The organism is Streptomyces sp. NPDC020192 (assembly GCF_044388685.1).
In the GTDB taxonomy this organism is placed as follows: domain Bacteria; phylum Actinomycetota; class Actinomycetes; order Streptomycetales; family Streptomycetaceae; genus Streptomyces.
In genome coordinates, this window is sequence record NZ_JBIRXG010000006.1 from 274,910 (window position 1) to 288,349 (window position 13,440).

The following is a 13,440-nucleotide window of genomic DNA, read 5'->3' on the forward strand; positions in this document are numbered from 1 at the left end:
CGAAGATGTACGACCCCACCGTCGCCCGGCTCACCTACCGGGCCCTGCTCGGCCGTCGCCGGGCCCTCATCCTCGGCGCGCTGCCGCTGCTGCTGATCGTGCTCTCCATCGCCGTGCGGGCCCTGACCGGAGCCGACGACCAGACCGCGTCCGACGTCCTCGGCGGCTTCGCGATCGCCACGATGGTGCCGATCATCGGCGTCATCGCGGGCACGGGCGCGATCGGTCCCGAGATCGACGACGGCTCCGTCGTCTATCTGCTGTCCAAGCCGCTGAAGCGGCCCACGATCATCTTCACCAAGCTGATCGTCGCCATCGCCGTGACCATGGTCTTCTCGGCGGTGCCGACCCTGATCGCCGGCCTGATCCTCAACGGCAACGGTCAGCAGATCGCCGTCGCCTACACGGTCGCCGCGCTGGTCTCCTCCATCGCCTACGCGGCGCTGTTCCTGCTGCTCGGCACGGTCTCCCGGCACGCGGTGGTCTTCGGGCTCGTGTACGCGCTGGTCTGGGAGGCGCTGTTCGGCTCCCTGGTGCCCGGCGCGCGCACGCTCAGCGTCCAGCAGTGGTCGCTGGCCGTCGCCCACAAGGTCGCCGGCGGGGACCTCGTGACCTCCACCGTGAGCCTGCCGACGGCCACCGTACTGCTGGTGGCGGTCACCGTGCTGGCCACCTGGTACGCCGGCCAGAAGCTGCGGTCGCTGAAGCTCGCGGGCGAGGAGTAGGCCTCCGATGGCTTGACGGGGACCTCACACCGGTCCGGGCACACTGGGACAAAGCGGATGTACGGCTAGGAGGCCGCTGATGGCAGAGGAGATACCCGGGAGCGACGGGCTGGACGGGCTCGTCCTGGACGAGGACTTCATACGGGGCGCCGAGACCTCCGAGCCGTCCGCGCGGGCCCGGATGCTCGCCGCCCGCTGGCGCGCCGAGGAGCCGGAGCCACAGCCGTGGCGCTCCGACGAGCCGCCGGCGGGCTGGTTCTTCAGCAAGGCCCGGCGCCGCAGGTGGCGCCGCCGGTAAATCAGTGGCGTTCAACTCGGCTGCGGGGCACAGTGGTTGTGCCCCGTCCGCCGGGAATGTCCCGGCGCCGTGATCTGGGAGTGGAGGTGGGCGACGCCCATGCACGGCAGTACGCCCAGCTCCCGACAGGACAGCCCGAGGCCGGCTCCGGTGTAGTTACCCCACCGCGGAGCCACAGGAGCTGTCCGGGGCGGCCGCTTCGAGCACGCGATGTCGCTCTCGCGTGGGCCGCCCACCCGGAGGATTGGCCGAGTGGTAAGGCACCGGCTTGCTAAGCCGTGGTCGGGGGACAACCCCGCGCACGTTCGATCCGTGCATCCTCCGCAGAAGAAACCGAAAGCTCAGCCCAGCAACCGCTCGAGCACCACCGCGATCCCGTCCTCCTCGTTGGAGGCCGTCACCTCGTCGGCCACCGCGCGGAGTTCCGCGTGGGCGTTGGCCATGGCCACGCCCCGGGAGGACCAGGCGAACATCGGGATGTCGTTGGGCATGTCGCCGAAGGCGATCGTGTCGGCCGCCTTCAGGCCCAGGCGGCGGGCCGCCAGGGACAGCCCCGTGGCCTTGGACAGGCCGAGCGGCAGGAGTTCCACGATGCCCTCGCCCGCCATGGCCACGGTGACGAAGCCGCCGGCCGCGCGCCGGGCCGCCTCCGCCAGCTCGTCGTCGGACAGCGTCGGGTGCTGTATGTAGATCTTGTTCAGCGGAGCCGTCCAGAGGTCGGACGCGTCCGTGAAAGGGGTCGCGGGCAGTGCGCCCGTGACCGCGTAACCCGGCCCGACCAGCACCTCGCCGTCGAGCCCGTCCCGGCTGGCCGCCAGGTACAGCGGACCCACCTCGGCCTCGATCTTGGCCAGGGCCACGCCCGCCAGCTGACGGTCCAGGGTGACCGAGGTCAGCAGGCGGTGCGCGCCGGCGTCGTAGACCTGTGCGCCCTGGCCGCAGACGGCGAGACCCTCATAGCCGAGGTCGTCCAGGATGTGCCGGGTCCACGGGACCGCGCGGCCGGTGACGACGATGTGGGCCGCGCCCGCCGCGGTGGCCGCGGCGAGCGCCTCACGGGTGCGCTGTGAGACCGACTCGTCGGAGCGCAGGAGCGTTCCGTCGAGGTCGGTGGCGATCAGTCGGTACGGGAACCCGGTCACTTGGCGACCGGCTCCAGGACCTCCCGGCCGCCCAGGTACGGGCGCAGCACCTCGGGGACCCGGACGGAGCCGTCGGCCTGCTGGTGGTTCTCCAGGATCGCCACGATCGTGCGCGGCACTGCGCACAGCGTGCCGTTGAGTGTGGCGAGCGGCTTGACCTGCTTGCCGTCACGCACCCGGATCGACAGGCGGCGGGACTGGAACTCGGTGCAGTCCGAGGTCGAGGTCAGCTCGCGGTACTTGCCCTGGGTCGGGATCCACGCCTCGCAGTCGTACTTGCGGGCGGCCGAGGCGCCGAGGTCGGCGGAGGCGACGTCGATCACGCGGAACGGCAGCTCCAGCGAGGTCAGCCACTGCTTCTCCCACTCCAGCAGGCGCTGGTGCTCGGCCTGGGAGTCCTCGGGGGCGACGTAGGTGAACATCTCGACCTTGTCGAACTGGTGCACCCGGAAGATGCCCCGGGTGTCCTTGCCGTGCGAGCCGGCCTCACGGCGGAAGCAGGGCGAGAAGCCCGCGTAGCGCAGCGGCAGGCGATCGGCATCGATGATCTCGTCCATGTGGTAGGCCGCCAGCGGGACCTCGGAGGTGCCGACCAGGTACAGGTCGTCCTTGTCGAGGTGGTAGACGTCCTGGGCCGCCTGGCCGAGGAAGCCGGTGCCGGCCATGGACTGCGGGCGCACCAGCGCCGGGGTGAGCATCGGCGTGAAGCCGGCCGCGGTCGCCTGGGCGATCGCCGCGTTCACCAGGGCCAGCTCCAGCAGGGCGCCGACGCCGGTGAGGAAGTAGAAGCGGGAGCCGGAGACCTTGGCGCCGCGCTCGACGTCGATGGCGCCGAGCAGCTGACCGAGCTCCAGGTGGTCCTTGGGCTCGAAGCCCTCGGCACCGAAGTCACGGATCGTGCCGTGCGTCTCCAGCGTGACGAAGTCCTCCTCGCCGCCGACGGGCACGTCGGGGTGGACGAGGTTGCCGAGCTGGAGCAGCAGCTCCTGGGTCTCGGCGTCGGCCGCGTCGCGCTCGACGTCGGCGGCCTTGACGTCGGCCTTCAGCTGCTCGGCGCGCTTGAGCAGCTCGGCCTTCTCGTCGCCGGTGGCCTTGGGGATCTGCTTGCCGAGCTGCTTCTGCTCGGCGCGCAGCTCGTCGAAGCGGACGCCGGAGGACCTGCGCCGCTCGTCGGCAGACAGGAGGGAGTCGACGAGCGCGACATCCTCTCCACGGGCGCGCTGGGACGCGCGCACACGGTCGGGGTCCTCACGAAGCAGGCGAAGGTCAATCACGAGGCCAAGGCTACCGGTGCGGACTCGCCGCTCACGAATCACTATTCCGTGGAGTTCCGATGCGCCGCTATTCGTCGCTTACGTTCCGTTATGTGCAAATTGCGCAACGTGTCGGAAGAAGTTCGGAACAAGTCAAGGGAAAGTGTCTCACTCCCTGGGACGGGCCACGCTCCAGGCGCCGGGTTGACCGGATTTCCTTGTGGAGAGCGGGACTTCGCGGCCCCCTTGTCCACAGAAATCCACACCCTCCGAAGAGTTATCCACAGGCTGTGTGGAAGGTCTGTGGACTTCGGAATTGATCACTCCGGAACTTCCCGGCGGACTGAAGAATTCCCAGGGCAAACCTGGGCGACACCCACCTTCGGGTGGAAAGCGGTCGCTCCAAAAGGTGAATCAAAGGAAACGGGTGGACGAAGGGTGAGGTGCGGGCCGGTGGCCGCATCGGGGACACGAGGGGCGATTTGTCGACCGACTCACAGGACCTTGTCGACTTGTCCCCAGGTCGAGAAGATGGCCTGTGGATAACTTCTGTGGATAACGGCGATATGCAGGTAGGACTGGCTAGAACCGGCCGTCCTGGCAGCGCGCCACCCAGTCCGCCGCCGCCATGAACTCCTCGTCCGAGGTCCCCTGCCGGGTCGTCGGGGCCTCGGCCGGGGTGATGTCCGCGCGCGGATAGGAGCCGAGGAAGCGCACCTGGAGACAGATCCGCTTCAGCCCCGTCAGCGCCTCCGCCATCCGCCGGTCGGAGATATGGCCCTCGGCGTCGATGCAGAAGCAGTAGTTGCCGATCCCCGCGCCGGTCGGCCGGGACTGCAGCAGCATGAGGTTGATGCCGCGCGAGGCGAACTCGCCGAGCAGGTCGCGCAGGCCACCCGGGTGGTCGTCGCGCTGCCACAGCACCACCGAGGTCTTGTCGGCGCCGGTCGGCGCGGCGGGCCGGGCCGGGCGGCCGACCAGCACGAACCGGGTCTGCGCGTTCTCCGCGTCGTGGATCCCGGTCTCCAGCGCCTCCAGGCCGTACCGCGCGGCGGCGAACTCACCCGCGAAGGCGGCGTCGTAGCGGCCCTCCTGGACCAGGCGGGCGGCGTCCGCGTTCGAGGCGGCCGACTCCCACAGTGCGTCCGGGAGGTGCTTGCGCAGCCAGTTGCGCACCTGCGGCTGGGCCGCCGGGTGGGCGGAGACGGTCTTGATGTCCGTGAGCTTCGTGCCGGGCCGGACCAGCAGTGCGAAGGTGATCGACAGCAGCACCTCGCGGTAGATGGTCAGCGGCTCGCCTGCGACCAGCTCGTCCAGAGTGGTGGTGATGCCACCCTCGACGGAGTTCTCGATCGGCACGAACGCGGCCTCGGCCTCGCCCGTCCGCACCGCGTCCAGCGCGGACTGCACCGACACGTACGGGATCAGCTCCCGGGTGGCCGCCTCCGGGAGCGTCCGCAGGGCGACTTCGGTGAAGGTGCCCTCGGGGCCGAGATACGCATAGCTCGCTGGCATGTACCTCACCCTAATGGCCGCGCGCCGCCCGGGCGCGGGTGTCTCGCGAGATCCACTCGACCGGGTGGTTTGAACGGGGAAAGCCACAGAAGGGCTGGATTTTCTTTTCGGCGCCGCATCAGCCCGTCAGCCCATCAGCCCTCCAGCAGCCGCTGCCCCACGTACTCACCCTTCGCCGCCCCGCCCGGCACCGCGAACAGCCCGCTCGACTCGTGCCGGATGAACTGCGACAGCGCGTCGCCCCGGTCGAGCTTGCGCTGCACCGGTACGAAGCCGCGCAGCGGGTCCGCCTGCCAGCAGACGAAGAGGAGACCGGCGTCGGGCGTGCCGTCCGGGTCGAAGCCGTCGTGGTAGGAGAACGGGCGCCGCAGCATGGCCGCGCCGCCGTTCTTGTCGGGCCGGGTGATCCGGGCGTGCGCGTTGAGCGGGACGACGTACTGACCCTTGGCGTCCGCCTTCTCCAGGTCCATCGGCGTCGTCTCGTCGCCCCCGGACAGCGGCGCGCCGTTCGACTTCCGCCGCCCGATGACCGCCTCCTGGGCCGGCACCGACAGCTTCTCCCAGTCGTCCAGGAGCATCCGGATCCGGCGCACGACGGCGTAGGAGCCGTTCGCCATCCAGGCGGGCTCGCCCGAGGCGGGCACGAAGATCCGCTGGTCGAAGTCGGAGTCGGCGGGCTTCGGATTGCGGGTGCCGTCGAGCTGGCCCATCAGGTTGCGGGCTGTCATGGGGTGCGCGGTGGCGCCCGGGGTGCGGTTGAAGCCGTTCATCTGCCAGCGCAGCCGGGCCGCGCCGCCCGCGTCCCTCTGGATCGCGCGCAGGGCGTGGAAGGCGACCAGGGCGTCGTTCGCGCCGATCTGCACCCACAGATCGCCGTCGCTGCGCGCCTTGTCCAGATGGTCGGAGGAGAAGTCCGGCAGCGGGTCCAGCGCGCTCGGCCGCTGCTTGTCCAGGCCGGTCCTGCCGAAGAATCCATGCCCGAAGCCGAAGGTGATCGTCAGCGCGGAGGGGCCCGCGTCACGGGCCACGTCGGTGTCGTCGTGCGGCGCGGCCTCGCCCGCCATCAGCTGCTCGGCCGTCGTCGACCAGCGGCGCAGCAGGGCCGTCGCCTCCTTGCGGCCCGCGCCCGCCGCCAGGTCGAAGGCGACGAGATGGCCGCGCGCCTGGAGGCCCTCGGTGATGCCGGGCTGATGTTTCCCGTGAAACATCGCCCGGTCGGAGCCCACCGAGGTCAGCGGGGTGGCCTGGGCGGGCGCGGCGGCGTAGCCCATGGCCGCGCCGGCCGCGCCGAGAACGAGCCCGGTGGCTCCGGCGGTGCCGAGCAGCGCGCGCCGGGAGACGCCGTGGCCGCCGCCCGCGGACTCGGGCGCCTCCGCGGCCTCGGCGGAGGTACGGGCCTGGGGGATGGACTGGTCGGGCATGGTGTGGTTCAGCCGATCTGCGCGTTCTTGGAGACGGTCACCTGGTCGATGTCGGAGGTCCGCACGGTGACGTCGATCTTCCAGTCGCCGGCCATGGGGATCTGCACTCCGCTCGCCGACCAGTGGCCGGTCGTGATGTGGTCGGGGGCCACGGGGAGCGGGCCGATCTTCTTGGCCTCGAGGGTGAAGGCGACCTTGACCTCGGGGATGTCGTAGGGCTGCCCGTCGGGCTTCTGGACGTAGACGTGCATCTCGTTGGCGCCCACGCCCGCGGGGTCGAGGTCGACGCTGACCACGCCCTTGCCGTTGGTGCCGCCGGTGTCGAAGGGCATGTCCAGGGTCAGCGCGCCGTTCGAGGGCGCCGTGGCCGAGTTCGAGGACGAGGTGGCGGCCTTGGCCTCCAGCTCGGTGCGGGCCGGCTCGGTCTGGGTCAGCCAGGTGGTCACGGCGAGCAGTACGACCGCGACGCCCGCCTCGGTGAGGACCGAGCGGCGCAGTCCGAAGCGGTGAGTGTCGCCGTCGCGCAGCCGCTTCTGCCGGGCGGTGTCCATCGCGGCCCGCTGCCGGGCGAGTTGGGCGGCCCGCTGGGAGTCGCCGGTGCCGGATGTCTTCGGTGTGCCGTCGGCCGTCGTACCGGCTTCGGCGGCCTTCGACGCGGAGACCGACGCCTTCTCGGCCTCCTCGGCGGCACCGTCCGCGGCCTCGTCGGCCACCGCGTCCGTGCCGGTGCCGTCGGCGAGCCGCCGGGTCCAACGCCTGGACACCGACCCGATGGCGACCAGCACCGCCACCAGGCCGATCTTGACCAGCAGCAACTGTCCGTACCGGGTGTCGGTGAAGGCCGACCAGGAGCCGAGCTGGCGCCAGGACTGGTAGGTGCCGGTCGCGACGAGTGTGAGGACGGCGCCGAAGGCCAGCCGGGAGAAGCGGCGGGCGGCGGCGGCTTCCACCGGCGTCTCGGCGGGCGCCCGGTACAGGGCGGTCAGCAGGGCGGTGAGCCCGCCCAGCCAGGCGGCGACGGCGAGCAGGTGGACGACGTCGACGGGCATGGCGATGCCCGCCTGGAGCCCGACCGAGGCGTGCTCGGCCATGGCCCAGCTGGTCGCGAGCCCGGCCGCGACGACCACTCCGCCGATCGCGAGCCCGAAGGTCAGATCACGCTTCTCCTGGCCTTCCTCCCGCTTGGTGTAGGCGCCGAAGAGGACGGTGACGAACAGCGCGGCGGCGGCGAGCAGCAGCAGCCGGGAGACCAGGGCCGCGCCGGTCTTGGTCTGGAGCACCTGGCCGAGCAGCCCGAGGTCGAAGACGTCGCCGAACTTCCCCGAGGTGGTGTACGAGCCGCGCAGGAGCAGCAGCCACAGGGTGGCCGCGGTGAGCGTGAGCCAGCCGCCGACGATCAGCCGCTGCACAGCCTGTACACCGGCGCCGCGCTGCCAGCAGGCGAGGACGAAGGCCGCGCCGCCCACGAGCACGATGAAGCCGGCGTACGACGCGTACCGCCCGAGCGCGTAGAGCATGCCCACGGTTCCGCCGCCCGCGGTCGGTCCGGTGCCGGAGACGACCGTCTGCGAGGGCGCCCCGATGGAGAAGGTGTAGGCGCCGGAGACGGGGTGGCTGTCGGCCGAGACGACCTGGTAGGTGACCGTGTAGGTGCCCTTGCCGAGGCCGCTCTTGAGCTGCACGGCGTACGTCGTCCCGCTCACGTTGGCGGGTTTGCCGGTCTGGACCGGCTTGCCCCGCGGGTCGAGGACGCGCAGGGAGTCGTCGTTCATCGCCACCTTCTCGGAGAAGGTGAGCGACACCTGGGTGGGCGCCTGTTTGACCACCACCCCCTGCGCGGGGTCGCTTCCGGTCAGTGCGGCGTGCGCGGAGGCCGGTGTGGCGCCCGCGAGCAGCACTGCGGCGACGGCGAACAGCAGCAGTACCAGGCTGCGCAGGCTGCTGTTCCTCCCCGTGGGGGTGATGGTCCGCGTCACAGTGGTCCCTCCCTCAGTGGCCGGTCGACGGGTTGTACGTCGCGGACTTCACCGGCATCTCGACGGTGAGGGGCCCGGACGTGGCGAACGTGAGTTTCACGGTGACCGTCTGGCCCTGCTTCGGCTGTCGCTTCAGCTTCTCGAACATCAGATGGTTGCCACCGCTTTTGAACACGAGTTGACCATGGGCGGGCAGGGCGAAGGAGCCCTGCTCCCGCATGGCGCCGCCCATGGTGCTGTGCATGGTGACCTGCCCGGCGATGTCGCTGGTCACCGAGGTCAGCTCGTCCTTGGCGCCGCCCTTGTTGGTGATCGTCAGAAAGCCGGCGGCCATGTCGGCGGAGACCGGCTGCGGCATGTACGGCCCGCTCACCGACAGCTGCGCCTTCGAGGACCCGGACCCGGAGTCCGAGCAGCCCGCGAGGGCCAGGGTGCCGGCGAGGGCGGCGGCGGTCAGGGCGGTCCGGCGCGTCACGGACGGGCTCACGGGTTGGCCCCCTTGACGAGCTTGGGCAGGTCCTTGGTGTAGTCGTCGACCGTGGCGTCCTCGCCGTAGAGGACGTAACCGCCGTTCGTCTTCGGCGAGAACACGATGACCTGGGTGCCGTGGACGGAGACGAGCTTGCCGTTCTTGTCCTTGGACGTCGGCTCCACGGAGATGCCGAGCGAGCGGGCGCCGGCCTGGATGGTGGCGAAGTCGCCGGTCAGGCCGATGAACTGCGGGTCGATGCCCTTGAGCCACTTGCCCAGTTCGGTGGGGGTGTCGCGGCCGGGGTCGGTGGTGACGAAGACGACCCTGAGGTCGTTCTGCCCGGCCTTGGGCAGCTTCGACTTGGCGACGGCGATGTTGCTCATCGTCGCCGGGCAGACGTCGGGGCAGTGCGTGTAGCCGAAGTAGACCAGGGTTGGATGGCCCTGGGTCTCCTTGCGCAGGTCGTACTTCTTGCCGTGCGTGTCGGTGAGGACCAGGTCCGGCTTGGCGAAGGGCTGGTCGAGGACCGTGCCGGCCTTGCCCGAGTCGGACTCCTGGGAGACCACGGTGACCGGTGACGTGCTGTCATCGCCGCTGCCGCAGGCGGAGAGGCTCAGGGTGGCGGCGGCGAGCAGCGCGGCCGCGGCGAATGTCTTCTTGCGCATAGAAAAATGTCCCAGATGTGAGAACTCCGGTGCGCACCGGGGGCGTACGAGCGGGGTGTGAGAGTGCGTCTCGTACGACCCCGGTGCGCGGTCCGGAAGGGGAGGCTAGGCGGTCCGGCGGCGGCCCGCGAAGACGCCGTAGGCGACGCCCGCGGCGCCGACGACGATGCCGACGATGCCGAGCACGCGCGCGGTGGTGTCGGTGTCATGGGAGCCGGAGTCCGTGGCGGCGGCCGCGGTCTCGGTCTTGTCGGCGGTCTCCTTGGCGTTCGCCGTGCCGTGGTGGTCGTCGCTCGCGGCGGACAGCTGGAGCACGGGGGCCGGGTTCTCCGGCTCGTCCTGGCCCGCCTGCGGTGCCTCGATCCAGCGCACGACCTCCTTGTCGGAGTACGTCTGGAGCGCCTTGAACACCAGCTGGTCGGTGTTCTCGGGCAGGGCGCCGATGGAGAGCGGGAACTTCTGGAAGTAGCCGGGCTGGACGCCCTTGCCGTCGGCGGCGGTCCAGGTGACCTTGGTGACGGCCTCGTCGATCTTCTCGCCGTGCATGGTCAGCGGCTTGTCCAGCTTGACCTTAGTGACCTGCACGTTCCAGCCGGGGAGGGGCTGGGGCATGACCGAGGCGAGCGGGTGGTCGGCCGGGAAGGTGACCTCGAGCTTGGTGGTCGAGGCGTTGTCGCGTTCGTTGGGGACCTTGAAGTCGACGACCGCGTAGCCGCCCTTGGCCGCGGTGCCCTCCGGCTGTACGGAGACGTGCGCGAAGGCGGGGGCGGACAGCGCCAGGACGGCCGTACCCGCGACGGCGGTGGCGGCGGTGACCCGAGAGGCGATACGAGAAGCCTGCATGGCAGGAGCACTCCACTGTTGAGAGTTCCGGTGACGTTGAGAGGTGCGCGCACGCGCGCGTGCCGCGCGACGGCGGCCTCTTCACCAGGGGGATCTCTCTGGGGGCGCGCGTCGCGTCAGGCGGCGAGGAGGAAGGCGGTGGCGGGTGGGCCGCGCCGGATCACCGTGTGCTGGAGTGCGGTGGTGTGCGGGGCGGGTACATCGTTCCGGTCGGTACGACGGCCGCGCCGGGCGGGCTCGGCGGCGGGCAGCAGCCCGGCGCACAGGGCGGACGCCAGCGCGAGCGCCCCGCGCAGGGAGCGTACGAGCGCCCCCTCGGCGACACCGTGCGCCGACAGCTCGATCAGCCGTAGCAGGGCCAGATCGCCACGGCGCAGCAGCCAGCCGGCGGCGACGGCCGCGAGGACGTGGCCGAGCAGCATCGGCAGCGAGGGCAGCAGCCCGGCGGAGGAGCCGGTGATGTCGGCAGCGTGGGCCAGGGCGCCCCGGCCGGCGACGGGCCGGCCCGCACGGTCGATCAGATGCGCGTCGAGCAGCAGGTGGAAGGCGTGCCCGGGGGTGAGGCCGGTGGCGCTCGACCCGCACAGCAGCCGGGTGGCCTGCTCGACGAGCGAGGAACCCGTGACGCCGCTTGTGCCGGTGGCGTTCATCGACCCCATGGCCATGCCGCCGGAGGCCATCGTGGCCCCGTGCTGGCCCAGCCCGAACAGCGTGTGCAGCGCGGTCTGGCCGAGCGCGAGGAGCGCGGCGATGCCGGGCAGCGAGCGGGCCCGCCCGGCGAGCGGCACCACCACCAGCAGACAGCCGAGGAACCCCGCGCCGAGTGTCCACAGCGGCACGCCCGTGCAGGCGGCCAGGCTGTGTCCGCACGCGGCCAGCACGACGCAGACCGCGGCGAACACCGCGGCCCGCAGCATCCGGAGCCCAGCTCCGGGGTGCGCCGTGCGCGCGTGGGGGGCAGTCATGGCGGCCTCATCATCCCACTGCCCTTACCGGCGCCCTACGGCAGGGCAGGCCGTGCACAGGGGCCGTCCTACGGCAGGGCGCCGGTAAGGGCAGTGGAAGAGCGCCGGAGCCGGGCTATGGAAGGGTGCCCGAGGCGTCCCTCATACACCGATTCGTCCCGTGGCGCATCGGCTGTATGGGCGGTGTCACGTCAAGGGTGTGCTTACGGCCATGTATGGGCGGCAATACGTATCGGTATGTCGAGCCGCGGCCAGGAGGCTGGAGCATGAGCATCTGGTGGTCACTCCATCTGCGCCGCGAGGCAGCGAGCGTGCCGCTCGCCCGGCGGCTGCTGATCGGCACCATGGAGACGGCGGGCGTCGACCCCGAGATCTCCTACGACCTGTCCGTCGCCCTGACTGAGGCCTGCGCGAACGCCGTCGAGCACGGCGGGGGCGCCGCCCGCGACGGAGCGGTGGAGGCGTACCGGGTGACGGCGTACCTCGACGGCGAGAAGTGCCGTATCGAAGTGGCCGATTCGGGGCCGGGGTTCACCCGCGTCCACGACGTCCGCCACGCGCGCGTGGACGCCGAGAACGGCCGCGGCCTGTGTCTGATCCGGGAACTGGCCGATCACGTCCACATCGGTGCCAGGCCCGGCCGGGGCGGCGGCACGGTGGTCAGCTTCGACAAGATCCTCAAGTGGAAGAAGGATCCCTCGCTGCTCACCGCCTGACGGTCTCTCCTCGGTCGGTGGGCGCCCTTCAGCCCCCCAACACCTTCGCCAGCGCCTCCAGCGCCTCCGGATAAGCCCGTTCCCGGGGCGTGCCGTAGCCGACGACCAGGCCCTGGGGGCGGTCGGTCGCGCTCGGGGTGTGCCAGTGGTCGCTGAGGGAGCCCAGGGCCAGGCCCTCTGCCTCCGCGCGGGCCAGTGCTTCCGCCTCGTCGGGTACGTCGATCAGCGCGTGCAGCCCGGCCGCGATACCGCGTACGCCGCGGGCCGTGCCGAGGCGGTCCAGGAGTTGGTCGCGGCGGCGCCGGTAGCGCAGTCGGCACGCGCGTACGTGCCGGTCGTAGGCGTGGCTGTCGATCAGTTCGGCGAGTGCGAGCTGGCCGATGGTCTCGGTGTGGTGGTCGCTGTGCAGCTTGGCGTCGGCGACCGGGTCGACCAGGTGGGGCGGCAGCACCATCCAGCCGAGGCGCAGCCCGGGACCGAGCGTCTTGGAGGCGGTGCCCAGGTAGACCACGTGGCCCGGTGCCATGCCCTGGAGCGCGCCGACGGGCTGGCGGTCGTAGCGGAACTCGCCGTCGTAGTCGTCCTCGACGATCAGCCCGCCACGCGCGCGTGCCCAGTCGCCGAGCGCCCGCCGCCGCTCGGGGTGCAGGGTCACCCCGGTCGGGTACTGGTGCGCCGGGGTGACCACCACCGCGGCCGCGTCGCCCAGTTCCTCGGGACGCACCCCGCGCGCGTCGACCGGCACCGGGCGTACCGTGCCGCCGTTGTGCCGCACCACCTCCCGGTGGAACGGCAGCCCGGGGTCCTCCATGGCGACGGTGGCGCCGTCGAGCACGCGCGTGAGGAGCGCGAGGCCCTGGACGTACCCGGAGGTGATCACGATCCGCTCCGGGGGCGCGATGACCCCGCGGGCCCGGCCCAGGTAGCCCGACAGGGCCGTGCGCAGTTCGACGCGGCCGCGCGGGTCGCCGTAGTCGTACGCCAGGGAGGGCGCCGTCGCGATGGCGCGGCGCAGCGCCCGCAGCCAGGCCGCCGCCGGGAACGCGCCGACGTCCGGGCTGCCGGGGCGCAGGTCGAAACGCGGTGCACGCGCGTGTGCGGCGGCCTGCGGGCCCGAGGCGTCCAGGGCGGGCGGCAGTTCGGCGACCCGGGTGCCCGAGCCCTGCCGGGCCGTCAGATAGCCCTCGGCCACCAGTTGGTCGTACGCCGCCTTCGCCGTGCCCCGGGAGACGCCGAGGTCGGCCGCGAGGCGCCGGGTGGCCGGCAGCCGGGTGCCGGGCGTGAGCCGGCCGTCCCGGATGGCGTCCCTGAGCGCCCGCTCCAGTCCGATCCGCCGGCCGTCCCCCGCGTCGGTCTCCAGGTGCAGGTCCACACCCGCACCGGACCAGAAGTCGTCCATGAACACCCTCCCCCTAGGCATGCCAATGGCCGGGCACCTCCCCGGTACCC

General features: G+C 71.6%; 13 protein-coding genes and 1 tRNA gene. 4 read left to right on the forward strand and 10 right to left on the reverse strand.

Annotated elements, in window-relative coordinates; all coding sequences use genetic code 11:
- The first annotated feature begins 5 nt into the window (after positions 1–5).
- The 3 genes from ACH47Z_RS14925 (at position 6) to ACH47Z_RS14935 (ending at position 1,347) form a co-directional block, all read left to right on the forward strand.
- On the forward strand, positions 6–725 hold the full coding sequence (locus ACH47Z_RS14925) for an ABC transporter permease subunit (RefSeq protein ID WP_399073642.1): 720 nt from the start codon (positions 6–8) through the stop codon (positions 723–725).
- Between the two features lie 79 nt (positions 726–804).
- Positions 805–1,023, forward strand: a complete 219-nt coding sequence (locus ACH47Z_RS14930) for a hypothetical protein (protein ID WP_399073643.1) — start codon at positions 805–807, stop codon at positions 1,021–1,023.
- Positions 1,024–1,261: 238 nt separating this feature from the next.
- Positions 1,262–1,347: transfer RNA gene (locus ACH47Z_RS14935), tRNA-Ser, on the forward strand.
- A 17-nt stretch (positions 1,348–1,364) separates the two neighbouring features.
- Here ACH47Z_RS14935 and ACH47Z_RS14940 read toward each other — a convergent pair.
- The 9 genes from ACH47Z_RS14940 to ACH47Z_RS14980 all read right to left on the reverse strand — a co-directional run bounded on the left by ACH47Z_RS14940 (position 1,365) and on the right by ACH47Z_RS14980 (position 11,275).
- On the reverse strand, positions 1,365–2,165 hold the full coding sequence (locus ACH47Z_RS14940; RefSeq protein WP_399073644.1) for an HAD family hydrolase: 801 nt from the start codon (positions 2,163–2,165) through the stop codon (positions 1,365–1,367).
- A complete protein-coding gene (serS, locus tag ACH47Z_RS14945) occupies positions 2,162–3,439 on the reverse strand; it encodes a serine--tRNA ligase (RefSeq protein WP_399073645.1) in 1,278 nt (425 codons plus the stop codon). The genes ACH47Z_RS14940 and serS overlap by 4 nt, the downstream gene beginning before the upstream one ends.
- A gap of 561 nt (positions 3,440–4,000) precedes the next feature.
- On the reverse strand, positions 4,001–4,933 hold the full coding sequence (gene pheA, locus ACH47Z_RS14950; RefSeq protein WP_399073646.1) for a prephenate dehydratase: 933 nt from the start codon (positions 4,931–4,933) through the stop codon (positions 4,001–4,003).
- Positions 4,934–5,067: 134 nt separating this feature from the next.
- A complete protein-coding gene (efeB, locus tag ACH47Z_RS14955) occupies positions 5,068–6,354 on the reverse strand; it encodes an iron uptake transporter deferrochelatase/peroxidase subunit (protein ID WP_399073647.1) in 1,287 nt (428 codons plus the stop codon).
- A gap of 8 nt (positions 6,355–6,362) precedes the next feature.
- A complete protein-coding gene (locus tag ACH47Z_RS14960; protein WP_399073648.1) occupies positions 6,363–8,330 on the reverse strand; it encodes a copper resistance CopC/CopD family protein in 1,968 nt (655 codons plus the stop codon).
- A gap of 13 nt (positions 8,331–8,343) precedes the next feature.
- Positions 8,344–8,805, reverse strand: coding sequence for a copper chaperone PCu(A)C (locus ACH47Z_RS14965; RefSeq protein ID WP_399073738.1), 462 nt, complete (start codon positions 8,803–8,805; stop codon positions 8,344–8,346).
- Between the two features lie 8 nt (positions 8,806–8,813).
- Positions 8,814–9,467, reverse strand: a complete 654-nt coding sequence (locus ACH47Z_RS14970; protein WP_399073649.1) for an SCO family protein — start codon at positions 9,465–9,467, stop codon at positions 8,814–8,816.
- A gap of 105 nt (positions 9,468–9,572) precedes the next feature.
- Positions 9,573–10,310, reverse strand: a complete 738-nt coding sequence (locus ACH47Z_RS14975; RefSeq protein WP_399073650.1) for a YcnI family protein — start codon at positions 10,308–10,310, stop codon at positions 9,573–9,575.
- 116 nt (positions 10,311–10,426) lie between these two features.
- Complete coding sequence (locus ACH47Z_RS14980; protein WP_399073651.1) at positions 10,427–11,275, reverse strand: hypothetical protein; 849 nt, start codon at positions 11,273–11,275, stop codon at positions 10,427–10,429.
- A 266-nt stretch (positions 11,276–11,541) separates the two neighbouring features.
- Here ACH47Z_RS14980 and ACH47Z_RS14985 point away from each other — a divergent pair, with 266 nt between their 5' ends.
- Entirely contained in the window at positions 11,542–11,991 is a 450-nt protein-coding gene (locus tag ACH47Z_RS14985) for an ATP-binding protein (RefSeq protein ID WP_399073652.1), read from the forward strand.
- A 28-nt stretch (positions 11,992–12,019) separates the two neighbouring features.
- Here ACH47Z_RS14985 and ACH47Z_RS14990 read toward each other — a convergent pair whose 3' ends face one another.
- The gene (locus tag ACH47Z_RS14990; protein WP_399073653.1) at positions 12,020–13,390 is read right to left on the reverse strand and encodes a PLP-dependent aminotransferase family protein; all 1,371 of its coding nucleotides are present in this window, start codon (positions 13,388–13,390) and stop codon (positions 12,020–12,022) included.
- Between the last annotated feature and the right edge of the window lie 50 nt (positions 13,391–13,440).